Here is a 25,449-nt window from a genome sequence, read left to right on the forward strand (position 1 = left end):
CATAGTGTATCGTTCATTAAATCTTTCTTTCCTGACACAGCTCAACCAAAACGCCGTTACTGCTTTTAGGATGCAAGAAACACACGAGTTTGTTGTCGGCCCCTATTTTGGGTTCTGTGTTTAACAAAATAAACCCTTCGCTTTCCAGTCGTTTCATTTCTGCGTAAATATCCTCTACCTCAAACGCAATATGATGTATTCCTTCGCCTTTCTTTTCAATAAACCGAGCAATGGCACTATCGGGGCTAGTGGCCTCAAGTAATTCAATTTTGGTAGCATTTACCTTAAAAAATGAAGTTGTTACTCCTTCGCTCTCTACTTGTTCCGATTTGTATGGCGCTACATTCAGTAGTTTACTGAATAATTCATTAGAGGCTGTTATATCCTTTACGGCAATGCCAATATGTTCAACGTTTGTAAGCATATACTTGTTAGTTTAATGCCACCAAATTAGATATTATTTTATAAATAAAGTAAGGTGCTTTACTAAAACTCAACAGGCAACACCTCTAAATCTATTGTTTCAATAGTGGCAAATGATGATTTCGGTAGAAGACCCATTGATAAATGCTCAGGAAAAGAAAATGAATCAAGCAAAAATACAGCATAAAAGAAAGTAGACCGAGTTGGCGGGAATTTGGTTTTATGATAAAAACAGGCTTATATATCTGCTAATGGAGAGCTAAAAATAAAGAAAAAATAAAAATAGGATTGAATAAAAAAAATCTACCGTTTAATCAGAAAAAACGGTATAGTATTTGTCCTATTAATAGAACATAACTGCTGAAAAACACTGTAAAAGAGCCTTTTTACAGAATTTTAAGCAAAGTATAATTAATACACGATGAAATTACCCGATTGACACTACGGTTCTGGCGTCAGATTTAGAATGACAAAGACCATGCCAATCTGAAAAGAGTACCACACAGCCATTCATTTAGAAGTTACCAAAAGTAAAAAATTATTTTACCCTTGTAGTATTTTATTAAAAGCCGGCAAATCTGTATTTAATTTACTTAAATGCAGACTCATTAATTATTTAATAAGGCATTACCTGGTGTAATAAGCTCAATAATATTCTACTTCTGTTGCTTCCAATTGAATTTTATAAAACGGCCATCCTATTTTGATTAAGGTAAATTATAAGACCAACCCATTCCTTTAAAGTGCTTTCATTCAATGAAGCAATAATGATACGTATGTATTATTATTCTTTACAGTAATTATAACTTAAATTCTTTATTACTGAAGAGTATGAAAAATGTTATGGATGCCGAAAGTTACCATCAATTGCTGACTGAGTTGATTAATAAGCATTTACCTCCTAACTATGTAAAACAAAAATTCATGTCAGGCTTCCTGAAGTCGGTCAATGAACTATGTTTCACCTTTGAAAATGAAAAAGAACAGCTAAAAGCCTTAGTTCGCCCTAGTGAAAGAAAATATGCAGAAATCAACCGAAAATTGCAAGAAGAAATTGAACAGAGACGAGAATCTGTTCACAAGCTAATCGAGGGGATTAGTAAACTTGATTTGCCAAAAAATTACAGGTTACCCGACTTCGACGAAGACAACCTGTTCGAGCTGGCAGTATTTATCAAGAAGTTACTGATTTATCAGCAGGGAATCGAAATTCAGTTAAGAAAAGCAAAAGAAGAAGCTATTAGGGCTTCTAATGCCAAAACTGAGTTCCTTTCAATGATGAGCCATGAAATCAGGACACCTCTCAACGGAATTGTAGCCATGACTTACCTAATGCAACAAGAAAATCATAGCCCCGAAATGGCTGAGAATTTCAAGATTTTACAGTTTTCTACTGAAAATCTTTATGTACTCATTAATGATATTCTTGATTTTAATAAAATTGAAGCAGGCAAAGTTGAACTCGAAAGTATTGATTTTAATATCAAAGATTTGGTAACCAACATCAAGAAATCGATTCAGGTGCATGCCGCTTCAAAAGAAATAGAAATTCATCTGAATTATGATGAGGATATTCCTGAACAACTGATTGGTGACCCCCTCAGGTTGAGTCAGATTCTGAATAACCTTGTGAACAATGCAGTGAAGTTTACCGACGAAGGCAGCATAACTATTGAATTGTTTCTGAATAGTTATACCGACCAAGAAGTAACCATTGATGTATCTGTGAAAGACACAGGCATTGGTATTGCGAAGGAGAACCTTTCGTCGATATTTGAGAAGTTTACACAGGCCGATAAACACATCAGCCGCCGTTTTGGTGGAACTGGCCTAGGTTTAGGCATCACCAAAAAACTGCTTGAACTACATGGTAGTAAAATCAATGTAGACAGCGAAATAGGTAAAGGGTCGAATTTCTATTTTAGTATTAAACTGAAAACTGCAACGCAGAAAAACAAAGTTTGTGGTACTGAAGAAGTGCTTGACGAACACATCCTGAAAGGTACGAAGGTGCTACTTGTAGAAGATTACCCTATTAATGTAAAAATTGCAACCAGATTTCTGGAAAAATGGGGTATGCACTACGATACAGCCCCCAATGGCCGTGTAGCCGTTGAAAAGCTGGCTAAAAATGATTATCAAATAGTTTTAATGGACCTTTTAATGCCCGAAATGGATGGTTATACAGCTACTGAAAATATAAGAAAATTCGACAAAAAAACACCTATTATTGCCCTTACGGCCTCTGTGCTTAATACTCAGGATAGAGTCTATCAGGTTGGTATGAATGGCTTCGTAACCAAACCTTTCAACCCGAAAGAGTTATTCCAGAAAATTAATAAATATGCCTTGAGAGCATAAGCATGGTAATCGTATTTATTAAATAATTGTATCCTTTCAATCAATCCTATTCCTATCCCTTTTCCTCTAATAACTAGCAGTTTACACAGAGGAGAAGGGTTTAGGCAATGGACTACGCTTACTTTGTAAATACTAATTTGTTGGTTCCTCTCTTGGCTTCCCTCAATAAAAATGTGTAACTTTGGTGATTTAGGAAATAAATTACGTTTAAAGTGGCACGTCCGTCTAAAGAAGAATTAATCAAGCAAGTAAAAGAGACTCCTCTCAACCGCCAATATAACCAGATTAAGGCTAAGTATCCCGGAGCAATGCTTTTGTTCAGGGTAGGAGATTTTTATGAAACTTTTGGCGAAGATGCCATTCGTGCCTCAAAAATTCTTGGTATTGTATTAACACGCCGTAACAATGGCGGCGCGCAGGAAGAACTAGCGGGATTCCCGCATCATTCGCTGGATAGTTATTTGCCTAAACTTGTAAGAGCAGGAGAGCGCGTAGCTATTTGTGACCAGCTTGAAGACCCCGCCACCGCTAAAGGTATCGTAAAACGTGGCGTAACCGAACTGGTTACCCCCGGAGTATCGTTCAACGATAACGTGCTTAACACCAAACAGAACAATTATCTGGCTTCGATTCATTTTAGCAAACCTGATTATTTCGGAGTAGCTTTTCTGGATGTGTCGACTGGTGAGTTCCTCACAACCGAAGGAAATACTGCTTATATTGATAAATTGCTCCAGAGTTTTGCACCGTCAGAAGTGCTTTACTGTAAAAAATATCGTACTGAATTTCATACATTATTTGGTGACAAATTCAATGAGTTTACCTTTGAAGATTGGGCCTATAAATATGATTTTGCCTATACACTCCTGACAACTCATTTCAGAACAGCTTCTCTGAAAGGGTTCGGGGTTGAAAACCTGACAGAAGGAATTATAGCCGCGGGGGTTATATTAAGGTATTTATCTGATACCGAGCATAAAGAAGTAGGGCATATTTCGCGCCTGACACGCCTCGATGAAGATAAATACGTATGGCTCGACCGATTTACGATTCGTAATCTGGAGTTGGTTTTTGCTCAGCATGAAGGTGGGGTTCCGCTTATTCAGGTTCTTGACCAGACCGTTACACCAATGGGTGCGCGCCTGCTAAGAAAATGGCTCGTTTTGCCATTAAAAGAAAAAACGCTCATTCAGGAACGCCTCGATACAGTTGATTTCTTTGTGAAAAATGATGAAATAGCCGAAAACCTCGGGCTATTACTCAAACCTATCGGTGATTTGGAAAGGCTTATCTCAAAGGTGGCTGTCAGAAGAATTAACCCGCGCGAGATGGTTCAACTTAAAAGAGCTTTGAGCCAGATAATACCTATCAAGAAACTACTCGAGCTAGGAGGTAAGCAATTTCCAATTTTACAGAAATATGTAAACCAGCTTACAGATTGTGACTATCTGATCAATAAAATAGAGCGCGAACTTCGGGATGAACCGCCAGTTGTGATAAATCAGGGAAACATGATAAAGTCAGGCGTTGATGCCGAGCTTGACGAGCTTCACAAGATTGCTTTTTCTGGAAAGGATTTTCTGATTGAAATCCAGAATCGCGAGTCGCAACGTACGGGAATACCTTCGCTTAAAATCTCTTACAATAAGGTATTTGGGTATTACCTTGAGGTGTCAAATGCGCACAAAAGTAAAGTACCCAGCGACTGGATTCGCAAGCAAACTCTCGTAAATGCCGAAAGGTATATTACGGAAGAATTAAAGATTTATGAGGATAAAATCCTGACGGCTGAAACCAAGATTTTTGAAATAGAACAACGAATGTTCAGCGATTTGGTCCTAGCCGCTGGTGAGTTTGTAGGCCAGATTCAACAAAATGCAAGAATCATTTCGGTACTTGATGCGCTTGCTTCTTTTGCAACAATAGCCCGAAAAAACAACTACTGTAAACCACAGATTGTTGATAATAAAGTAATTAATATAAAAGAAGGCCGCCATGCGGTAATAGAGCAACAACTACCGTTGGGCGAAAGCTACGTGCCTAATGACTTGTTTCTGGACGACCAGTCGCAGCAGATAATTATCATTACTGGCCCAAACATGGCAGGAAAATCAGCCTTGTTGCGCCAAACAGCCCTCATAGTATTAATGGCTCAGGTAGGTTCGTTTGTACCCGCTCAGAGTGCAGAACTAGGGCTTGTTGATAAAATATTTACAAGAGTAGGTGCTAGCGACAACCTATCTCGTGGGGAGTCTACCTTTATGGTTGAAATGACAGAAACAGCCAGTATCCTGAATAACCTGAGTGATAGAAGCCTGATAATAATGGATGAAATTGGCCGTGGAACAAGTACTTATGACGGTGTTAGTATTGCCTGGAGTATTGCCGAATACTTGCATAACCATCCGAAAAATAAACCCTGGACACTCTTTGCTACACACTATCATGAGCTGAATCAGCTGGCTGAAGATTTCCCCCGAATTAAAAATTTTAACGTAGCTGTGAAAGAAGTAGACAAAAAAATGGTATTTTTAAGGAAATTAAAAGAAGGAGGGAGCGAACACAGCTTTGGTATCCATGTGGCGCAAATGGCCGGAATGCCCCAGTCGGTGGTGTTGAGAGCCAACGAAATCCTGCATCATCTGGAACAGGACCACATCAAGGAAGACAATAAAGAAAAGATTCAGCAAGCTCCAAAAAATAATATTCAATTGAGCTTTTTCGAGCCTCAGGACCCCAAACTGGAGGAACTCAAAAATAAATTAAAAGCAATTGATGTCAATACTTTGTCTCCAATCGAGGCGTTATTGAAATTAAATGACTTGGTAAAATTGTTATAGAGGTAATTATAAGAAATTAAGCAGGCTTGCTTTCCTTTACTCAAACTGGCTCCGTTCTGAACGGCTCGGAGCACTTATGCAGTTGTATAAAGTAAAGCGATGCCTGCCATTTTTATTCATAATTTCCACTGCTTTTGGTGGACTAAAACCCCAATCAAACTATGGCCTCATCATTTAATATTGATTATCCGGGCACTTCTAATCAGTTTGTAATTAGTGCAACAAGTGCCATCACAGAGAAAGGCGGCGTATTCAACGGAGATAGCACAAAAGGTATCTTTAGTATTGATACACCCATTGGCGATGTAAAAGGCAGTTATTTGGTTTTGTCTAAACCTGATGACCCAGAGTCAAAAATAGAAGTAACTATTACTGACAAACCTTTTCTAGTGCCGATACGTAGAATTGAAAGCGTGATAGCTTCTTTCCTTATGAAGTAATTTTACTCTGCTACTATCCTGTCATCAACGTTGTCTTTTTTGATTTCAAGTACAGGCGCGGTCATGACGGATTTTAACAAAAAACTCTAAAAAAAGAAACGGTATTGGGTGCGCCCAATACCGTTTCTTTTAAATTATTGTAAACCTATATTATTAGCTAATTTTTAGTTTCTGGCCTGTTTTTACGCTATTTGAGCGTAAGCCATTCATTTTTTTAAGTTTTTCGATAGAAATCCCACCATAGCGTTGAGATATTTTCCATAGCGTATCTCCCTTCTGAACTACATGGTATTTAGGTTTTGTACGCTCAATTTCTTTCCTCGATTTTCTTTCATCTTTAATGGTGCGTTCTACTTCTGCTACTTCTTCGTTGTCATCATCGAGTATCACCAGTTTTTGGCCAACCATAATTTTCGAAGATTTCATTTTGTTCCAGACTTTGATGTCATACACATCTACATCAAACTTATCAGCAATTTTATTAAGTATATCGCCCCGTCTAACGGTATAAACTCTTTTCTTGACTTTCCTTATTTTTTTAACTTCGTCGTCAACACGCACAGGTTTTTCATAACTTTCTTTCTCGTCACCCTCTCCATCATCATTGATAGAGGGCTGTTTGCCTCCGATAACAATTACCCCCGGTTCATTACTGGCAAGCATAGCTGGCCCGTGGTCTTTAGCAGCCGAATCGAGAATCATCTGGCGATTTGCTTCAAAAAAAGCTAAACTTTCGGCGGGGATTCTAAGTTCTAACCCACGGTTCCAAGCAGGCACATAGCCTTTGAGTAATTGCGGATTCAATAATTGAATATCATCAATACTAATACCACTGGCATTACAGAAAGCCTCTACATCCACATATCCATCGATGGTTACAGTCTGGAACTCTCTGGGAGTAAGTGTTAATGAGTCTTCCGCAGCAATTCCATATTCATCGGCATGGTGCATCATATACATGATGGCCGTAAATTGTGGTACGTAAGTACGGGTATCTTTATGTAAATAAGGGTGAAGCTGCCAATAGTTAGTAATATTTCCGGCACGGCGAATCGCTCTTCTTAAATTACCCGGCCCAGTGTTATAAGAAGCCAGAACTAGTTCCCAGTCGCCAAATATGCGGTATAATTGTCTGAAATACCGACAAGCAGCATCCGTAGACTTCTCAATGTCCATTCTTTCATCAACATATTCGTCGATGCGTAAACCATGTTCTTTTCCGGTGGGTTTCATAAATTGCCACAGACCTACGGCTTTTGCTCTTGAAATGGCTTTAGGATTAAGCCCTGACTCAATTAGTGATAGATACTTTAGTTCGTCAGGCATTTCGTACTTGGCCAGGTATTTCTCGAAAATCGGGAAATAAAAATTTTTCCTTTCAAGCATACGCTTGGTAAAGCTCGGTTTTTTGTAGATGAAATAATCTACAAAACTGTGTACCGTGGCATTGTACTCTAAAGGAATGGTTTTTTGCATTTTCTGAAAACCTTCGCGTACTCTGCTGATATCTGCTGAAGGAATGAAGGCTTCAACTGCGGGAAGTTTTTCAGCGAGAGTGTCTTCCGATGAAACTGTGATAGCTTCTTGAGGGATTACGGACTGGGCTTGCGAGGCAAAACTGGCACAACCAATTAGGCTCGATAGGACGAGAAACTTCTTCAATAATGTCATAATTAAAATCTCTTTTACTAAGAAACCTTAGCTTTTGTTATGGATGTAGGAAAGCAATCTTTTCCAAAAGTAAACCATAACCTCTTGTTTGTCAAGTAATTGTAAGTTTTTTTTGATATTTTCAAATTTTTCTGAAAAAATAATAAAACCTTTTTGAGCATTTTGATTTGATTTTTTTGCTTCAAAATGGATGTTTTATCTTTTCCTATAATGAAGAAAAGAAAGCATTTTGAACCAAATCTGTAAATCATTCAATAGCCTTTGGGCTTATTATTACTGCAATAATTTTGCAAAAGCGAGTAGTTCACTTTCTTCAAAATTCTTGCCAAGCACTTGTATTCCGATTGGTAAACCGTCGGTACTCTGACCATTCGGAATCGAAATACACGGATTTCCAATCACGTTCGCTTGCACTGTAAAAATATCAGCTAAGAACATTTGCAACTGATCCTCCGATTTTTCTCCAATCTTAAAAGGTGGTGTAGGAGTAGTAGGCGAAATTAAAAAATCATAAGATGATAATATCTTATCTGTCGATTCTTTTATTAAACGACGAACCCTCTGTGCTTTCGTATAATAAGCATCATAATAATCTGCACTTAATACAAAAGTGCCTAAAATAATGCGCCTTCTGACTTCGGCACCGAAGCCTTCAGCACGGGTTTTTTTATACAAATTCTCAAGATTTTTTATCTTATCTCCGCTGGCTCTGTGGCCATAACGAACGCCATCAAAACGGGAAAGATTCGAGCTCGCCTCCGCAGTTGTAAGTATATAATAAGTAGGAAGTAGATATTTCAGCAATGGGTAGTCAACAGCTTCAACTATGTGTCCCTGACTTTTAAGCCAGTTTATTTTCTCGAAAGTTTGTTGTTTCACATCTTCGTCGAGTCCCTCACTTTCGAGGGCTTCACGCATATAAGCAACCCTATAATGTGTTTTTGGTGCAAGATTTTTAGAAAACTCAGGTACTGGCAGGGTCGAAACTGTGCTGTCGTACTCGTCAGCACCGGCAATAATTTCAAGTAGCAGGGCTGCATCGTCGATGTCTCGTGTAATGGGGCCTACACAGTCGAATGAGGAAGCGTAGGCTATGAGCCCCCACCGCGACACCCGCGAATAAGTAGGTTTTACGCCTATAACACCACAAAAAGCAGCAGGCTGGCGAACCGAACCACCGGTATCGGAACCTAACGAGGCCAAGCACATATCGGCTTGAACAGCCACAGCCGAAGCACCCGATGACCCCCCCGGTACGCGTGTAGGGTCGGCATAGTTGCGCACAGGCCCGAAAGCCGAATTTTCATTCGATGAACCCATGGCAAATTCATCACAATTCTGGCGGCCTATTATAATTACATCTTCGTCTATTACTCTTTGCACAGCCGTAGCTGTAAACTGTGACTCGAATTTATCTAATATTTTGCTAGCTGCCTGTAAGCCATGATTCTGATAAGCCAGCACATCTTTGATGCCTATAACCATACCCGCCAGCCGACCGGCAGTATTATTTTTAATTTTATCATCAACCTCTTCTGCTTTCTTCAGAGCTTCGTCGGCATATACTTCCAAAAAAACATTAAGATTTTTATTTTCCTCAATTCGTTGCAAATAGTATTTTACCAATTCTACGCAAGATGTCTCTTGTTTGCTGATTGCCTCCTGAATTTCTCTTAATGAATTGTATTTCGCCATTTTGGTGGTTTTTTTTGCTCTTTCTTTAGAAAACTAGTGTGTTTCCCACAAAAGAAGGCTTCTGTAAGCGCACTTAAGTGGGGTAGGGCTGGTTTAAAAAGCCGTTTGAAACTGCAATTTCTTAAAAAACTTTCAAAATTGAAATTAATAAACCAGAAGAATAGAGAAACAGACAACGAAAAAGTAGCTGGATTGTTGCAGTTTAGCCGCCAGAATTGGTAAAAACTGCCGGAGTATTGTTCATAAAAATACACCGTTGAATTAAGCAGATGTTTGGTTAATATCAGTTAAAAGAATGCCTGAATTCTAAGGGAGATAGTTTCGTTTTGGTTTTGAATAATTTACTGAATGACTGCGGATGCTCAAAGCCTAAATCGTAGGCTATTTCACTTACTGACAAATCGGTGGTTGATAGTTTTTCTTTGGCTTTTTCAATCAGTTTGTCATGAATATGTTGTTGAGTACTTTGGCCAGTTAATACCTTAAGTAAGCTACGCAGATAATTGGGCGATATGTGTAAGGTATCAGAAATGAACTGAACCGTGGGCAGACCATTTTTTAGTAAGTCTTCGCTTTCAAAATAATCGTTCAGGAGTTTTTCCAAACGGTCAAGCACCTGATGATTTGCTTTCTTACGGGTAATAAACTGGCGATGATAAAACCTTTCGGAATAATTCAGAAGGGTTTCAATTTGAGAAATGATAATCTGCTGGCTAAACTTGTCGATATTAGATTGGTATTCGTGTTGAATATTCTGGATGAGATTATTCATAACGGCTTCTTCTTTCTCAGAAAGAAACAGGGCCTCATGAACCGAATAGCCAAAATATTCATAATTCTTGATGGTTTTTGCCAGAGACGTATTCCACAGGAAATCAGGATGAATGAGGAACATCCATCCTGACCGCTGAGAAATAACATTGACATCAACGCTTATGCCAAATACCTGACCGGGAGCCATGAAGAACATAACACCTTCGTCGAAATCATACTCCTGCTGGCCATATCTTATTTTAGTAGCAGAATTTCGTTTTAATGAGATAGAATAAAAATCCAGAATCAGGTTGTAGCTTTCCTGCGTTGATAAATGTTTTATCTGGCTGTAATCCAGTACACTTATAAGCGGATGCTCCGGTTTAGGTAAACCCCGTAACTGGTGAAATTCGCTTATGGTTTTGATTCGGTATGTTTTTGTATTTGCCAAAGTTTATAAATAATTTATGCCTGTTGATACGCCAATGCAAATTGTCTGGCAAAATCTTTTAATTTAATTTTTCTAAGCAAAGGTTTGTTTCGCTTATAATCATCATACAATCCACTGTGCCTGCTTGCGTTCATTTCGGTATAACCTCGGGCAGTTTGCGGGTTCATGCCAATGGCTATTAATCCATTCATAAACTGTTCGTCCGAAACAGCCATCCATTTTAACTCTGGTTTTCCAATGGCTTGGCCTAATGCTTGGGCTACTTCGTTGGGTGATACTTCATCACTGGCTATGTAACGAATTTCACGGCCGTTGAAAGGTTGCTCTATTTCTTCGGCAATTACCTCAGCAATGTCTTCTGGTGCTACCCACGGTTCTTTCTCGTCACCTCCATAGTTCGAGATAATAAGCCCCTGTGTTTTTATGGTAGGTATAAACGCATACATATTGTAATAAAACCCAACCGGACGCATAAATTTGATTGAAACATCGGCCGGCAACTGATTCAGGTTTTTTTCAACGGCATAATGGAAAGCCAGTATTCCGTTCCCGCTTTCCAGATGCGCACCAATGCTGCTCAAATGAATTACTTTTTTTACACCCGATTCCTGCAAGGCTTGCCGATAACTGTTGCCAATTTGGGTCAAAGCTGCAACAAAATCAAGGTTTTGGTCAAAGAAACTATTTGGCCCCAGTGTTTCCATTGCATACACAATATCATTACCTCGAAAAGTTTCTGCTAAAAAAGCAGGGTCTTCCATTCGCCCGATGGCAGCTTTTGCTCCTAATAATTCAATTTCTTTTTGCCGTTCGGGTTTGCTACTGATAACAGTAACCAAATGCCCTTTTTGTACTAACGCCTGTGTTAATGGCTTACTGATGTGTCCTAACGAACCTGTAACTACTATTTTCATTGTCTGATTTTTTAATGATGCAAAATTCAGGAAACGGATTTGCATGGGTGTAGCCAAAACGCCTTTTGTTGTAGCCAAAAAAATCGGATATGGCTTTAGCAATTAAATAATACGATTGGACTACTCTGGAAACTTTAGGCAGACTATTAGGTGTTATCTGATAAATTAAATTAACTTGCCATTGGTTACAAAATACTGCTTTAATGGTTTTTACTATTAAACCATTGGTAATTAATTTAGCCAGTTCATTACAACAAAATTAAAAAATATGAAAGTCGAATTAGTCAGAGTTGACGATGCCTTCCATTTTGAAGCGAAAGGTGCATCGGGTGTTGCTAATCACATAGATGCCAACGTTGATATAGGCGGGCATAATCTTGGAGCCAGACCCATGGAACTACTATTAATGGGCTTGGGCGGTTGCACAGCCATTGATGTGATACTGGTTTTGAAAAAGCAACGTCAGATAATTGAAGATTTGAAAATAACGGTAGAAGGAGAGCGCGTGCAGGTTGAAGGTACAGAAATGAAGCCATTCAGAAAAATAAATGTACATTTTGCTTTTAAAGGCACTATTGACCCTGAAAGAATAGAAAGAGCAATAAAACTTTCGATGGAAAAATATTGCTCTGCTACGGCGCAGTTGTCGCCTTCGGCCGAAATCACGCATTCATACTCTCTAAATGTTGAATAGGCGGAGCATTTTTTACCTGAGGCATTTGGCATAGTGTTTGTAATTACATTGTAAAAACGTGTTTTTAATTATAAACATCATCATTATTTATGAAAACCTCAATGTTTCGTCGTATTCTAGCTTTAGCATTTTTAGCTGTTTTTGTGGGTTCAACTGTTAATGCCTTCGATTGGGGTAAAAACAAACGAAAGAAACAAAAACAGGAAATGAAATGCTGCAATAAGGCTATGGAGAAAGAATGTGCCAAAGAAATGAAAGAAGAGTGCAAGAAAGAGGGTAAAGCGTGTTGTGATAAAAAAGCACATTAATAGGGCTTATATAACCCGAAAATTGCCTGATATAGATATTTTTTCTGGTTTTTATTATTAGTAAAGTGGTCCCCGATATACACGAGGACCACTTTTTGTTTTTAGATTCAATAAATCGAGTTAATAGAATATTCAGCCGCTTATAACGTTGCTTTCATAATTAATTTTCTATATTTACCATTATCAATTAACACAACCTTAGCATTTAATTTCATGGAGAAAACAAAACTGAAGGCATTTCTGCCTCTTTTCTATCTGGTTTGGTCTGACGACCTGCTAACCTACAAAGAACTAACAGCCTTAAGAGAATTTATAGATAACCAACCGTGGCTTACAGAAGAAGAACAAAGCGAATTACTGGCCAATATTAATGTGGCCAATCCGCCTTCAAGAGAGCAACTGTCTAAATGGAAAACCGAAATAGAAGAAGCAATACAGGCTTTGCCAGAAGCAAAAGATATATTTGATATTTCGGTGTGGTTGTCAAAAAACAATAAAACCATTATTGATTTAGAACCAGTTTTTAGCAATCTTGAATTGACACTAGGGCTTTCTGGCGAAGAGGCCTTGAGCCAGTTTAAGACCTTTGGAAATACCTTTACGTCGGTTCATCATACAGCCAGTAGTTTTGATACACAAAAACTGACCGAAATACTGGACGGCCCCTACGCGCCTATCATTAAAAAGGTAAAAAGTGTAATCAGCCGCCCTGAATTTGCCTATGAGACATCGACTGAAATTGAGGTTTATCGTGAAAAAGTGTATCAGTGGTGCAAGATACTGGCTGACGAAAATTTCGGTAATATGGCTTATCCTAAAGCCTATGGCGGTGGCGAGAACATAGCCGATTATTTTGCTATTATGGAAACGCTGAGTTATCATGACCTGAGTCTGGTAATAAAATTTGGCGTGCAGTTTGGGTTATGGGGCATGAGTGTGATGTTTTTAGGAACAGAGAAACACTATAAAGAATACCTGAAAGATATTGGGTCGTTGAAACTACCCGGATGCTTTGCCATGACTGAAACCAATCATGGGTCGAACGTAAAAGGAATAGAAACTACGGCTACTTATAACCACGATACCAGAACATTTACAGTTCATACACCACATTTGTATGCTCAGAAAGAATATATAGGAAATGCTGCCCGCCACGGCCAAATGGCAACGGTTTTTGCCAAATTAATAATTGATGGCAAAGACTACGGCGTAAATGCTTTTGTTGTGCCTATCCGAGACAAAAATGGAAATGTACTCAATGGTGTTACCATCAGCGATTGTGGGCATAAAATGGGGCTTAACGGAGTAGATAACGGCAAAATTTCTTTTAATAACGTATCGATACCTAAGGATAATATGCTCGACCGCTTTGCTTCTGTAAACGAAGCCGGCGAATTTGAAAGTCCTATTCCGAGCGATAACCGCCGCTTTTTTACCATGTTAGGTACTTTGGTCGGTGGCCGAATCGGAATACCCCGTTCGGCACTTTCTGCGGCTAAGTCGGGGCTTACCATTGCTATTACCTATGGCGACCAACGTCGGCAATTCGGGCCAGAGGGTGGCTCGGAGGTGCCTATTTTGAACTACCGTATGCACCAACGCCGACTTATTCCGTTATTGGCCAAGACTTATGCCATGCACTTTGGTTTGCAATACCTTACGAATCGGTTTTTGCAGCGCACCGAAGAGGAAATGCAGGAAATTGAGGCTCTAGCTGCGGGCATGAAATCTTATGTAACTTGGAGTACGCGTGATATTTTGCAGGAGTGCCGCGAAGCCTGCGGAGGTAAGGGGTATTTGTCTGAAAACCGTATTGATGCCCTCAAAAATGATACAGAAATTTATACTACGTTTGAAGGCGACAATACTGTATTAATGCAGTTGGTAGCAAAAAGCCGTCTGGCTGAATTCAGAAAAACGTTTGAAAAAATGGATAGCCTCGGTATGCTAAATTACGTCTACGAACAAACCAAGACCGTAATTATGCAGAAAAACCCGATGGCAACCCGAAAAACCGACGAAGCGCATCTGCTTGATGATACTTTTCATAAAAACGCCTTTGAGTACCGCGAGAAAGTAATTCTGGCTTCGGCTGCCAAGCGTCTGAAAAAACTTATTGATGGTGGGCTTGATGCTTATGATGCTTTTAATGTGGCCCAACACCAGATGCTCGACGTAGCTCAGGCTTATCTGGACCGACTGATGCTTGAGCAGTTTCAATCAGCTGTAAACCTTATTGAAGACGAAAGCGTGAAGGTGATTCTTGGTAAACTAAAGCAATTATTTGCTTTGTCTCAAATAGAAAAAAATAAAGGCTGGTATTTGGAAGAAGGCTACATGGAGCCAGTAAAAACAAAAGCTATCAGAAAACTGGTTAATCAGCTTTGTTGGGAGATAAGAACTGACGCTGTCCCACTTGTTGAATCGTTTGATATTCCAGATTCATGTTTGGCTGCACCTATTGCTTTCCTGTAAAAACTTTTCTGAAAGATTTGGAAGGCTTAATAAACCCAGATAAAATTTGTGGTGGCAACATAACATCTTGTCACTACAAATTTGCGGGGATGTAATAACAAAATATCCTTTAACCATTATCAACAGATTTACTACCTTTGCAAAATAATCCTAAATAGGCAAAACCTCCCATGAAACAATATCAGGACCTACTACGTCATATTCTTGAAAACGGAACACAAAAAACAGACCGCACAGGCACAGGAACAATCAGCGTTTTTGGTTATCAGATGCGGTTTAATCTTCAGGATGGCTTCCCGCTTGTTACTACCAAGAAAGTACACACCAAATCTATTATTCATGAGCTTTTATGGTTTATTAAAGGAGAAACCAACATTGCTTATCTGAAAGAAAATAATGTGTCAATCTGGGACGAATGGGCTGATGCCGAGGGTAATCTTGGGCCTGTATATGGCAAACAATGGCGCAGTTGGGCAACACCCGATGGCCGTAGTATTGACCAACTCAAAGAAGTAATTAATACATTGAAGAAATCGCCTGATTCACGCCGGATTATTGTTTCTGCATGGAATGTAGGTGAGCTTTCTGAAATGGCACTTATGCCTTGCCACGCGCTTTTTCAGTTCTATGTAGCCGATAATAAATTATCTTGCCAGTTATACCAGCGTAGTGCCGATGTGTTTCTGGGCGTTCCGTTCAACATTGCCTCTTATGCTTTATTAACTATGATGATTGCGCAGGAATGCGGCCTTGAACCCTACGAGTTTATCTGGACAGGCGGCGATACCCACATTTACCTGAACCACCTTGAACAAGTAGAATTGCAGTTGTCAAGAGAACCCCGTAAACTTCCTAAAATGTGGATTAACCCCGAGATAAAAAGTATTTTTGACTTCAAATATGAAGATTTCAAGTTAGAAGATTACGACCCATATCCGGCCATCAAAGCCCCTGTTGCAGTCTAAAGCATTGCTTCAGCACCAATATTTCTTTTCCTGATAGTAATAGTATACCTTCAGGAAAAGAAATATTCTGTTAATGGTTCTTATTTTAAAATAATTTCCAACGTCTTATCTTCCTTTAGCCAGAATAGACTCTCATTAAAATCAGGCGGGCCTAAAACAGCCTTTACATTATTCGACATCCCCCAACCTTCTTTCGGAATTCCAAACATACCAGTATCCAGTTTTTTATTGTCATTCTCATCATGAAATACCCTTACTGAGTACTGCCCCGTATTTAAGTCGTTAATCTCAATCAATACTTGTTTATTGGTAATAGGGTAGACCAGACGTTTAACAGGCTTTTTTTGTGGCGTAAGCACCTCTAGCATGAGGTTCCCTTTGTTATTCTCAAAACCTTTGATAGTAATTTTTAACACCGGATTCTGCGCCATTGCAGTTACAGAAATTAGTACAAAAAACAGTATCTTTCTCATAATTTATTGCTTATTTTGAATTTGAATAGTCAGACATATTTTCAATAAACATATACACATGGTTACTAATTCCTATATAGTAGAAACACTCGAAATTACTGCAAAGTTAATGGAATTGCACGATGCAGACGAATTTAGAATAAGAGCTTATACCAATGCAGTTTTTTATCTGGATAAATATACGGGAGAACTTTCTTCTTTAGATTTCGGGCAGCTTACACAAATTCAGGGCGTAGGTAAGATGATGGCAGGAAAAATAGTAGAAATTGTGAGTACTGGCACCTTGAAAGAATTACAGGAATTGCTGGCCAATACGCCTGAGGGAGTAATTGATATGTTTAAAATTAAAGGCATTGGTGTAAAGAAAATAAAAATACTCTGGAAAGAATTAGGTATTGATAATATCAACGACTTACAGATTGCCTGCGAAAACGGCACCATAGCTAAAGTAAAAGGTTTTGGGGGTAAAACACAGGAATCAATTTTACAATCAATTGCTTTTGTACAAAGTCAGGCCGGAAAGCTACGCATGGACAAAGCACAAGCATTGGCAGAGGTAATTCTGGAAGAACTCAAAAAATATTATACACGAGTTGAGATTTCGGGTCAGGTAAGGCGTAAAAATGAAATCGTTGATTCACTTTTATTTCTGGTAAGCAATACAGACCCGACGCCTGACGGCTTTTTCAGAAACTTGCCTGAAAGTTTTGTGGAAGATGTAAAAACATCATCACCTTTTACATGGCGGGGCCGTTACCTCGACAACAAAATTGTTCTGGAACTCAAATGGGTAGCCAGTAGCCAGTTTGTGCATAAGCAATTTGTTTATTCGGCCGATGTGAACCATCTCAAACGAAAAAACGAACACGGGCAAACCTTGCTTAAAATCAGTAAAGCAGAAAACCTCAGTAGCGAAGAAGAGATTTATAGCAAATACGGGATTCCTTACATTGTGCCGGAAATGCGTGAAGGTGATTTTGAGTTTGACTGGATTCAAAAACATAAGAACGAAGATTTAGTAACATGGCAAAGCCTGAAAGGAATTTTGCATAACCATTCTACATATTCAGACGGGCGGCATTCGCTCGAGCAAATGGCCACTTATTGTCAGGAACTAGGTTTTGAGTATCTGGGCATTGCAGACCACTCACAATCAGCGCAATACGCCTCAGGCTTGCTTATTACCAAAGTACAACAACAACACGCCGAGATAGAACAACTCAATAAAAAACTAAATGCTGCTGGTGGGAAACCCTTTAAAATTTTGAAAGGGATTGAGTCAGATATTCTGGGCGATGGTTCGTTGGATTACCCCGACGAAGTACTGGCTAGTTTCGATTATATTGTGGCATCTGTGCATTCAAACCTGAGTATGAATGAGGCACGCGCCACCGAAAGGCTCATAAGAGCCATTGAGAATCCTTATACGACCATACTTGGTCATCCGACTGGGCGTTTGCTATTGTCTCGCCAAGGGTATCCGGTCGACTACAAGGCAGTTATTGATTGTTGTGCCGAAAACGGTGTTGTAATAGAAATTAATGCCAGCCCATACCGTCTGGATTTAGACTGGCGATGGATTCAGTACACTGTTGAAAAAGGAGTAATGCTCAGTATTAATCCTGATGCCCACGAAATGGAAGGCTACCACGATATGCACTATGGTGTAGCTGTGGCAAGAAAAGGCGGTTTAACGGCCGATATGACCCTTAATGCCCTAAGCCTTGCTGAGATGGAAGCATATCTGGCAAAGAGAAAAGGAAGGAATTCTTATTAATTTACAAGGATGAAAACCTGAGAAAGCAATATTAAGGTATTGGGAGAGTAAACTTCAAAGGATAACACCTACCCAATAAACTAATTCATCAACTTTTCATGTGTGCAGCCATAATAGAAATATAAGGGTTTTTTACCCGTCTTTAATTGTTTTAATCTTTGCAATTAGTCCGATATATTTTTGTTTTAGTATAAACAAAACAAAACACCCCCCGAAATATACACAAGTTTGGCCTATTTGGGGTGTGTTGTGTTATATAGTAACTCGAAAGAGTTTTATCAGTTGCCCCAAATTTCAGGTTTTCTTCTCCATTTTTTTAAAGACTCCAACGATTCAACAGAAATATAACTCTGCTTAATAGCCTCGTCAATCAGGGCGTTATAATTACTTAGTGTTACCAGTTTTAGCCCTTTATCGGCAAAGTTTTTGTCGGCCACTTTAAAACCATAAGTGAAAATCGCTACCATGCCTACTACTTCAATGCCAGCTTCGCGAAGTGCATCAACAGCTTTTAACGAACTGCCTCCGGTCGAGATTAAATCTTCTATTACTACAACTTTTTGTCCTTTTTCAATACGACCTTCTATTTGATTCCCCATGCCATGTTCTTTTGGTTTCGGACGTACATACGCAAAGGGTAGGTTTAAGGCTTCGGCTACCAAAGCACCTTGTGGAATACCCGCTGTTGCTACGCCGGCAATAAGTTCAGCCTCTGGGAAATGCTTTTTGATGGCCTTCGCCAACGATTTTTTTATAAACGTGCGTGCTTCCGGGTAAGATAATGTTACGCGGTTGTCACAATAAATAGGTGAGTTCCAACCCGAACTCCATTTAAAAGGTTTATCAGGACTTAATTTTACAGCTTTAGTTGATAATAAAAACGAAGCAATTTTGTGGGAAGTATTCATTGATTAAGTGCTATGTTTAAAATAATTTTTTCTTAAAACTGGCTATACCCTCATATTCATGTGCGAGTGTTAAAAAAATAAAATCAGTAGGTATTTTTATAAGTAATCCCTCCTAATCATGACAATAGGGAGGGATTACCAGTTCAATTACTTTTATTGTTCATCCTGAGGAATTTTCATGACCAGAATCTTATCGATACGATTTTTATCCATATCAATGATTTCAAATTCATAGTCACCCCATTCAAATTTATCGCCAGTATCGGGTATTTCTTTCAGAATATTTAAGGCAAACCCGCCTAAGGTATCAAAGCCGGTATATTCTTTTCTGTTGTTAATCTGGATGTCAAAATGCGCCAGAAAATCGTCGAAAGGTAAAGAGGCATCAACCAGAAAACTTCCATCTTCACGCTCATGAATTTCATAACTAAATTCATTATCTACTGAAATGTCTCCTACGAGGGCATCGAGTATGTCGTTCAGTGTAATAATACCCAATACGCTGCCATATTCATCTATAATAATCCCTATATGAATACGTTCCTCGCGGAATTTCTCCAATGCCTGATACGCATGGTTATTTTCAGGAATAAAAAGAGGCTCTTTCAGTAAGGCATCTACATTCTGAAGCTCCATTTCTAGGTCTTTTCCTAGCAGGTCTTTAATATAAAGTAAGCCTATGATATTATCGACTCCATCTTTGCAAACCGGATACACAGAGTGCTTGTACTCCATTACTTTTGCTTTGTTTTCCTGCACAGAGTCGTCAACGTCAAGCATAGTAATTTCATTCCGGCTTGTCATGAGGGTTGTAATTTTTCTGTCGCCCAAATGAAATACGTTCTGTACAATTTCCTGCTCTATTTCTTCGATAGCTCCGCCGGTTGCCCCTTCCTGAATCATAGATTTGATTTCTTCTTCTGTTACGGAGTTTTCAGTCATCTGAATACCCAGAATCTTAAAAATCAAGTCACTGCACTTAGTAAGTAACCAGATAAACGGCGAGGTGATTTTCGATAAAATGTTCATGGGTGCAGCCATTACTTTCGCAATAGCTTCGGGGTTCGCCATGCCTATACGTTTAGGTACTAGCTCACCTAAAACCAATTGAACAAAGCCGATAATCAATACAACTAACCCAACCGCAATTTCATCGGCATAACGTTCGGCCAGCCCCCATTCCATTAAATAGGTTCTTAAGTGGCTGGTCAGGCTATCACCCGAAAAAATACCTGTTAAGATACTAATAAGGGTAATTCCGATTTGAACAGTTGATAAAAAACGATTAGGTGAATTTGCTAAGTCAAGGGCCGCTTGGGCTCTTTTATCGCCATTTTTGCTTAAAATTTCAAGTTTTGTTTTGCGGGAAGACACCAAGGCTATCTCCGACATGGAGAAAATACCATTGAGTATCACTAAAAAAAGGATAATTAGAATTTCCATTTAAAATTTTTGACCCAAAAGTTTTGTGGGCCATATGGTGATTAGATTGCAAAATAATATGTTTTATAGATATTCTAAACGAAATCTGTATTATAATTTTTTTATGGCTTCTTTTACTTCCAAAAAATTTACGAACTTTGTTGCCTGAATCAAATCTGCCTGAACAAAAAAAATGGTTATCTTCATCGACGACAAACCTGTAAAAGTAATAAGTAATAAAAAATTTCATAACCTGCACGGTGGCGATTTTGACACCATTCTGGATGCACGTCTGGAACCATTGAACGAAAAAAAACTCAAAGGCCATGTGATTGTCCTGAATGCTTCGGCAAGTACTATTGAGAAGTTTTTTCGCCTCATAGGTACAGTTAAAGGGCTCGAATACCAGTCGGTAGTGTTTGTTGTTGAAGATAAACTTGCTATTGAAGACCAGATAAAAAGTTATTATAAAGTTGTAAAAGCTGCCGGAGGAGTAGTATTTAATAAAGAAAATAAAATACTGATGATGTACAGGCTAGGCAAGTGGGATTTACCCAAAGGCAAGCGTGACGATGATGAGAAGTCGAAGGAAACGGCTGTACGTGAAGTAGAAGAAGAATGTAGCATAACTGTAACTTTAGGCGAAAAAATATGTACAACTTGGCATACCTATGCCATGGGTGGTAATAAAATATTAAAACGTACCAAATGGTATAGAATGGAATGTACCGACGATTCGAAAATGAAGCCGCAGCTAGAAGAAGGCATTGAAGAGTTACGCTGGATGGACGAAAAACAAATTCAACAATCTTTATTAAACTCTTATAGTTCTATTCGTTTTGTTTTTGATGAATTAAAAAAACAATAGTTTCTGGTTGCTATATATCAAACACGCCGACAGCCCTATTATGTATCTACTAAAATACTTACATAGCTTTGTGGATACAATTCTTCCACGTACGAAAGCCTTCTGCAATCAGCTTTTTGTATTGATGGTAGAAAGAAAGTTTATAAGTAGAAAGTTCTATGGCAGTTTGGCAGTAGTACCTGATAGTGCTGTAACAGGAAGCCAGTTGATAAAGCAACGTAGCATTTGGGTCTGCTTGCTATTTTTTATATTCTTTTTTGGAGGAAGATTTCAGTCTTATAGCCAATCTTGTGGGCCTGTCACTTTTCAACTAAACCCTACTGCACAGAACAAAACTATCGAATGGCAGAAATTCCCAGAATTCACCCTGCCTTTTCAGGTTGTTTATGGTGGGCCTCGCTTTGGTGATACGCAAAGATTACCCCTTAAGCATGGGTTCAGCCATCTGGCTACTTTTGAAGCGGCCGATGCCAGTCTTCCTAAAAATCAGCGGGCCTTAGTGTGGTATGGTGTGGCTTATACAGGCACAGGACAACCGTGGGAGAGTGTGCGTAGCCCATGGAACAACGATATAGGCTTGTATAAAGCTAAATGGCAACACGAACTTTCAACCATGCCTGAAATTGATTTACTAGTGCCCGACATTGAGCGTCAAATAAAATCTAATGATTCTATTCTTCTCCTGAAAACTCACCCAGCTACCCCTCTGGCATATCGCAATTTTGATAATAATACATTTATTACACAATATAAGCGAGACTTACAGGCTTTATACGCCGAAGCATTCGGGTTTACAAAAGCTAATAAATCGTCTCGGATAGGAGGTTATTCAGATACGCCTATACTAAATACTTATATCAATATTCCGGGTAATTCATGGCAAAAATGGACTACCGACCCCACCTTGCTCAACTATCTGTTTTATGATTTTTCAGCCAATAAAATAGGGGGAGAGGTACTTAACCGCCAAGATTTTTTAAGCCCATCGGCTTATTATTATTATGATTACCCACATCCATTAGCACCTGATTATCTGGCTTATCTGCTGTTTCAGATTGAAGCAAATAAAGCATGGGTGCCTGATAAACCCCTAATACCGTTTGTGTGGCTTCGATACAGTTACGTAACCGATGCCGCCCGCAAGTTTGTAAAGCCATTTATGGCTGAAGCCACGGCTATTTTTCCGTTTTTTTCAGGAGCAACTGGCCTCTGGTTGTGGGACGACCCCGCTTTGTTTACCAATAATGAGAACTTTGCCGCATACGAGTATTTCGTAAATGGGTTGTATAGGCTTTCTTTATACAAGGAAATGTTTACGGGTGATTATCAGTTAGTTATTCCTCAACCTGCTCATAGTTATGTCGATAGCCGTAAACCTATCTGGCGGGGAGTGGCTAAAGGAACTGATTTTCTGGTTGCAGCGCATAACCCTTATGCCAAAGACGAAAACGAAGTGGTAGTAGTTGAAGCCACTTATAACAACTGGAAAGTAAACATCACCCTTAAAGGGTACGAAGTTTTTCTTTGTAAATTTGATATGACACTACTCAGCAATGAGCCGTTGTTGCCGGTGTCTTCCTTTATTATTTATCCTAACCCATCTCAGGATAACCTCCAGATTGCTATAAACAGCATAAAGGCGCAAGCCAGCCAACTCGAAATTCTTGATGCTCAGGGAAGGCTGCTAAGCAAAGAAACCATCACACTGGTACAAGGAGAAAACATTAAAAACGTGTCAATCAATCATCTACCGGGCGGCCTTTATTTTGTCAAGGTGCTTAATCAGTCGAAGAAATTTATAAAACAGTAGCCAAAAATAATTCTTCTGGTTTTCAGAAACTAGGTATTTAAGCATAGTTGTATGCCATAGTATAGAAAACCACTAACAAATTAATACCACAATCGAACAACTTCAACGTTTCCGATGTTTCTAACATCAAAACCAATCCTCTTGATATATGCCCAATCAATTAATTCACGAAACGAGTCCATACCTGTTGCAGCACGCGCATAACCCTGTTGACTGGTATCCGTGGGGCGAAGCAGCCTTGCAAAAAGCCAAAGCCGAAAACAAGCCTATATTGGTAAGCATTGGCTATTCGGCTTGTCATTGGTGCCACGTAATGGAACGTGAATCATTTGAGAATAAGCAAATAGCCGATTTAATGAATGAAAATCTGGTATGTATAAAGGTAGACCGCGAAGAACGCCCCGATGTTGATGCTATTTATATGGAATCGTTGCAAGCTATGGGTGTTCGTGGAGGGTGGCCGCTCAATGTATTCCTGATGCCTAATGCCCAGCCTTTCTATGGTGGTACGTATTTCCCGCCGCAAAACTGGGCTAATCTGGTGGCAAGTATAAAGAGGGCTTTCGATGAAAACTATGATAAATTGCAGGAGTCGGCGCAGGGCTTCACGCAAAATATGCTTTTTAAAGAATCGGAGAAATATCAGTTGCAGGCTGAAGACGAACTCGTATTTAGTGAAGACGAACTGGTAGTTATTTTTAATCGCCTTCGTCGTGACTTTGACTATGAAAAGGGAGGCATGAACCGCGCACCAAAATTCCCGATGCCAAGTATCTGGAAATTCCTGTTGCGCTATTATGCTATTACGAAGGATGAACGTGCGTTGGCTCAACTGAATTTAACGCTCGACCGCGTGGCTCTGGGAGGTATCTATGATGTTTTAGGTGGAGGATGGACGCGTTACTCGACAGATGAAGATTGGAAAGTGCCTCATTTTGAAAAAATGCTGTATGATAACGGCCAACTGGTTTCACTTTATGCCGAAGCGTATGCTTTAACCAAAGACCACCTCTATAAAGAGCGTGTAGCACAAACTATTAATTGGCTTAGCAAAGAAATGACCAGCGAGGAAGGTGGGTTTTACTCGGCACTAGATGCAGACAGCGAGGGAGAAGAAGGTAAATATTATGTTTGGTCGAAAGAAGAAATTGATTACCTCTTGGCCGAGCAGTCGGAAGAATTTAATCAAATATTTGCTATAAGTGAAGAGGGAAACTGGGAACACGGTCATAATATTTTGCATCTGGAAGAACGTCTGTGGGGTGTAGACAACAAAAAATGGGATAAACTGTTTACTCAATTATTAGAATACCGGAATACACGAGTAAGGCCGGGCCTCGACGACAAAATTCTGTGTTCGTGGAATGGCCTTATGCTTAAAGGGTTGGTTGATGCCTATAAGTATATAAACGAACCTCAGTTTTTAGAACTTGCCTTGAAAAATGCCCATTTCCTGAAAGAAAAAATGACTTCCAAAGTGATGACAGAAGAAGGAAAAGAAGGGCGCGGGCTATGGCATAACTATAAAAATGGTAAGGCTACCATAATAGCCTATCTGGAAGATTACGCAAGCATAATTGAGGCTTACACAGCTTTGTATCAGGTTACCTTTGATGAACAATGGTTAAAAGAGGCTGAAATGCTGGCCGATTATGCCATAGCTAATTTTTATGATGCCGAAGATGAGTTTTTCTATTTTACCGATAGCCAGGGTGAAGAACTGATTGCACGTAAAAAAGAATTATTTGATAACGTAGTGCCTGCCTCAAATTCTATTATGGCTACTGGTTTGTATAATTTAGGGCTTATTCTTGACCGTCAGGATTTCATTGACATAAGCAAATTGATGTTAAGCAAAATGAAAAAACTGGTCTTGACAGAAGTACAATGGTTAACAAACTGGGCCACATTGGCTACCCAACTAGTAAAACCAACGGCTGAAGTGGCTATTGTAGGAGAAGCCTTGACACACGTAAGAGCCATACTGGATGAAACTTATATACCTAATAAAGTATATATAGGTACGCAAGTTGCTTCAAGCCTGCCGTTATTACAAGGCCGTACAGCGAAAGACAACAGCACTATGATATACGTCTGTTATTATAAAACCTGCCAGTTACCAACGTCAGATATTACCAAAGCCTTAGAACTAATGAACCCATAAATTAGCAATTAACACTTGTTGCCACCTTACAAAATAT

At 39.2% G+C, this 25,449-nt stretch carries 19 protein-coding genes; 11 read left to right on the forward strand and 8 right to left on the reverse strand.

The features are described 5' to 3' along the window. Positions 1 to 16: 16 nt before the first annotated feature. Complete coding sequence (gene mce, locus WAA15_RS18175; RefSeq protein WP_337044250.1) at positions 17 to 424, reverse strand: methylmalonyl-CoA epimerase; 408 nt, start codon at positions 422 to 424, stop codon at positions 17 to 19. 830 nt (positions 425 to 1,254) lie between these two features. Here mce and WAA15_RS18180 point away from each other — a divergent pair. The 3 genes from WAA15_RS18180 (at position 1,255) to WAA15_RS18190 (ending at position 6,064) form a co-directional block, all read left to right on the forward strand. Next, a complete protein-coding gene (locus WAA15_RS18180) occupies positions 1,255 to 2,784 on the forward strand; it encodes a response regulator (protein ID WP_337044251.1) in 1,530 nt (509 codons plus the stop codon). Between the two features lie 212 nt (positions 2,785 to 2,996). Continuing rightward, positions 2,997 to 5,624: a DNA mismatch repair protein MutS gene (gene mutS / locus WAA15_RS18185; RefSeq protein ID WP_337044252.1), complete on the forward strand. Its 2,628-nt coding sequence runs from the start codon at positions 2,997 to 2,999 to the stop codon at positions 5,622 to 5,624. Positions 5,625 to 5,785: 161 nt separating this feature from the next. Next, the gene (locus tag WAA15_RS18190) at positions 5,786 to 6,064 is read left to right on the forward strand and encodes a hypothetical protein (protein WP_337044253.1); all 279 of its coding nucleotides are present in this window, start codon (positions 5,786 to 5,788) and stop codon (positions 6,062 to 6,064) included. Between the two features lie 153 nt (positions 6,065 to 6,217). Here the strand turns inward: WAA15_RS18190 and WAA15_RS18195 are convergent, their stop codons facing one another. From WAA15_RS18195 to WAA15_RS18210, 4 genes are all read right to left on the reverse strand, one after another. Continuing rightward, on the reverse strand, positions 6,218 to 7,726 hold the full coding sequence (locus WAA15_RS18195; RefSeq protein ID WP_337044254.1) for a lytic transglycosylase domain-containing protein: 1,509 nt from the start codon (positions 7,724 to 7,726) through the stop codon (positions 6,218 to 6,220). A gap of 282 nt (positions 7,727 to 8,008) precedes the next feature. Then, on the reverse strand, positions 8,009 to 9,430 hold the full coding sequence (gene gatA, locus WAA15_RS18200) for an Asp-tRNA(Asn)/Glu-tRNA(Gln) amidotransferase subunit GatA (RefSeq protein WP_337044255.1): 1,422 nt from the start codon (positions 9,428 to 9,430) through the stop codon (positions 8,009 to 8,011). A 283-nt stretch (positions 9,431 to 9,713) separates the two neighbouring features. Continuing rightward, positions 9,714 to 10,634 carry a helix-turn-helix domain-containing protein gene (locus WAA15_RS18205; RefSeq protein ID WP_337044256.1) on the reverse strand — a complete coding sequence of 307 codons (921 nt, stop codon included), beginning with the start codon at positions 10,632 to 10,634 and terminating at the stop codon, positions 9,714 to 9,716. A 14-nt stretch (positions 10,635 to 10,648) separates the two neighbouring features. Further along, on the reverse strand, positions 10,649 to 11,548 hold the full coding sequence (locus WAA15_RS18210; protein ID WP_337044257.1) for an NmrA family NAD(P)-binding protein: 900 nt from the start codon (positions 11,546 to 11,548) through the stop codon (positions 10,649 to 10,651). A gap of 268 nt (positions 11,549 to 11,816) precedes the next feature. Here WAA15_RS18210 and WAA15_RS18215 point away from each other — a divergent pair, with 268 nt between their 5' ends. The 4 genes from WAA15_RS18215 (at position 11,817) to WAA15_RS18230 (ending at position 15,990) form a co-directional block, all read left to right on the forward strand. After that, positions 11,817 to 12,242 (forward strand): OsmC family protein, encoded by a 426-nt coding sequence (locus WAA15_RS18215; RefSeq protein WP_337044258.1) that lies wholly within the window; start codon positions 11,817 to 11,819, stop codon positions 12,240 to 12,242. 89 nt (positions 12,243 to 12,331) lie between these two features. Further along, entirely contained in the window at positions 12,332 to 12,550 is a 219-nt protein-coding gene (locus tag WAA15_RS18220) for a hypothetical protein (protein WP_337044259.1), read from the forward strand. 213 nt (positions 12,551 to 12,763) lie between these two features. Beyond that, positions 12,764 to 15,025 (forward strand): acyl-CoA dehydrogenase family protein, encoded by a 2,262-nt coding sequence (locus WAA15_RS18225; protein ID WP_337044260.1) that lies wholly within the window; start codon positions 12,764 to 12,766, stop codon positions 15,023 to 15,025. Between the two features lie 170 nt (positions 15,026 to 15,195). Next, on the forward strand, positions 15,196 to 15,990 hold the full coding sequence (locus WAA15_RS18230; protein ID WP_337044261.1) for a thymidylate synthase: 795 nt from the start codon (positions 15,196 to 15,198) through the stop codon (positions 15,988 to 15,990). Positions 15,991 to 16,070: 80 nt separating this feature from the next. On the opposite strand, the gene WAA15_RS18235 is transcribed toward WAA15_RS18230, so the two are convergent. After that, positions 16,071 to 16,463, reverse strand: a complete 393-nt coding sequence (locus tag WAA15_RS18235) for a DUF2141 domain-containing protein (RefSeq protein WP_337044262.1) — start codon at positions 16,461 to 16,463, stop codon at positions 16,071 to 16,073. A 58-nt stretch (positions 16,464 to 16,521) separates the two neighbouring features. On the opposite strand from WAA15_RS18235, the gene WAA15_RS18240 reads away from it, so the two are divergent. Beyond that, the gene (locus tag WAA15_RS18240; RefSeq protein WP_337044263.1) at positions 16,522 to 18,240 is read left to right on the forward strand and encodes a PHP domain-containing protein; all 1,719 of its coding nucleotides are present in this window, start codon (positions 16,522 to 16,524) and stop codon (positions 18,238 to 18,240) included. A 278-nt stretch (positions 18,241 to 18,518) separates the two neighbouring features. Here WAA15_RS18240 and pyrE read toward each other — a convergent pair whose 3' ends face one another. Both pyrE and WAA15_RS18250 read right to left on the reverse strand, forming a co-directional pair. Beyond that, the gene (pyrE, locus tag WAA15_RS18245) at positions 18,519 to 19,148 is read right to left on the reverse strand and encodes an orotate phosphoribosyltransferase (RefSeq protein ID WP_337044264.1); all 630 of its coding nucleotides are present in this window, start codon (positions 19,146 to 19,148) and stop codon (positions 18,519 to 18,521) included. A 153-nt stretch (positions 19,149 to 19,301) separates the two neighbouring features. Next, on the reverse strand, positions 19,302 to 20,591 hold the full coding sequence (locus tag WAA15_RS18250) for a hemolysin family protein (RefSeq protein WP_337044265.1): 1,290 nt from the start codon (positions 20,589 to 20,591) through the stop codon (positions 19,302 to 19,304). A 172-nt stretch (positions 20,592 to 20,763) separates the two neighbouring features. Between WAA15_RS18250 and WAA15_RS18255 the strand changes: the two genes are divergently transcribed. The 3 genes from WAA15_RS18255 to WAA15_RS18265 all read left to right on the forward strand — a co-directional run bounded on the left by WAA15_RS18255 (position 20,764) and on the right by WAA15_RS18265 (position 25,412). Further along, the gene (locus WAA15_RS18255; RefSeq protein WP_337044266.1) at positions 20,764 to 21,438 is read left to right on the forward strand and encodes an NUDIX hydrolase; all 675 of its coding nucleotides are present in this window, start codon (positions 20,764 to 20,766) and stop codon (positions 21,436 to 21,438) included. 70 nt (positions 21,439 to 21,508) lie between these two features. Further along, entirely contained in the window at positions 21,509 to 23,248 is a 1,740-nt protein-coding gene (locus WAA15_RS18260; protein ID WP_337044267.1) for a T9SS type A sorting domain-containing protein, read from the forward strand. Positions 23,249 to 23,396: 148 nt separating this feature from the next. After that, a complete protein-coding gene (locus WAA15_RS18265; protein ID WP_337044268.1) occupies positions 23,397 to 25,412 on the forward strand; it encodes a thioredoxin domain-containing protein in 2,016 nt (671 codons plus the stop codon). Positions 25,413 to 25,449 lie beyond the last annotated feature (37 nt).

This window comes from Emticicia sp. 17c (assembly GCF_037153985.1).
Taxonomy (GTDB): domain Bacteria; phylum Bacteroidota; class Bacteroidia; order Cytophagales; family Spirosomataceae; genus Emticicia.

Coding starts and splice junctions, on each gene's coding strand:
- gatA (WP_337044255.1), bottom strand. CDS start 9,430: ATGGCGAAATACAATTCATTAAGAGAAATTCAGGAGGCAATCAGCAAA.
- WAA15_RS18225 (WP_337044260.1), top strand. CDS start 12,764: ATGGAGAAAACAAAACTGAAGGCATTTCTGCCTCTTTTCTATCTGGTT.
- WAA15_RS18180 (WP_337044251.1), top strand. CDS start 1,255: ATGAAAAATGTTATGGATGCCGAAAGTTACCATCAATTGCTGACTGAG.
- mce (WP_337044250.1), bottom strand. CDS start 424: ATGCTTACAAACGTTGAACATATTGGCATTGCCGTAAAGGATATAACA.
- WAA15_RS18255 (WP_337044266.1), top strand. CDS start 20,764: ATGGTTATCTTCATCGACGACAAACCTGTAAAAGTAATAAGTAATAAA.
- pyrE (WP_337044264.1), bottom strand. CDS start 19,148: ATGAATACTTCCCACAAAATTGCTTCGTTTTTATTATCAACTAAAGCT.
- WAA15_RS18210 (WP_337044257.1), bottom strand. CDS start 11,548: ATGAAAATAGTAGTTACAGGTTCGTTAGGACACATCAGTAAGCCATTA.
- WAA15_RS18265 (WP_337044268.1), top strand. CDS start 23,397: ATGCCCAATCAATTAATTCACGAAACGAGTCCATACCTGTTGCAGCAC.
- WAA15_RS18215 (WP_337044258.1), top strand. CDS start 11,817: ATGAAAGTCGAATTAGTCAGAGTTGACGATGCCTTCCATTTTGAAGCG.
- WAA15_RS18240 (WP_337044263.1), top strand. CDS start 16,522: ATGGTTACTAATTCCTATATAGTAGAAACACTCGAAATTACTGCAAAG.
- WAA15_RS18230 (WP_337044261.1), top strand. CDS start 15,196: ATGAAACAATATCAGGACCTACTACGTCATATTCTTGAAAACGGAACA.
- WAA15_RS18235 (WP_337044262.1), bottom strand. CDS start 16,463: ATGAGAAAGATACTGTTTTTTGTACTAATTTCTGTAACTGCAATGGCG.
- WAA15_RS18220 (WP_337044259.1), top strand. CDS start 12,332: ATGAAAACCTCAATGTTTCGTCGTATTCTAGCTTTAGCATTTTTAGCT.
- WAA15_RS18190 (WP_337044253.1), top strand. CDS start 5,786: ATGGCCTCATCATTTAATATTGATTATCCGGGCACTTCTAATCAGTTT.
- WAA15_RS18250 (WP_337044265.1), bottom strand. CDS start 20,591: ATGGAAATTCTAATTATCCTTTTTTTAGTGATACTCAATGGTATTTTC.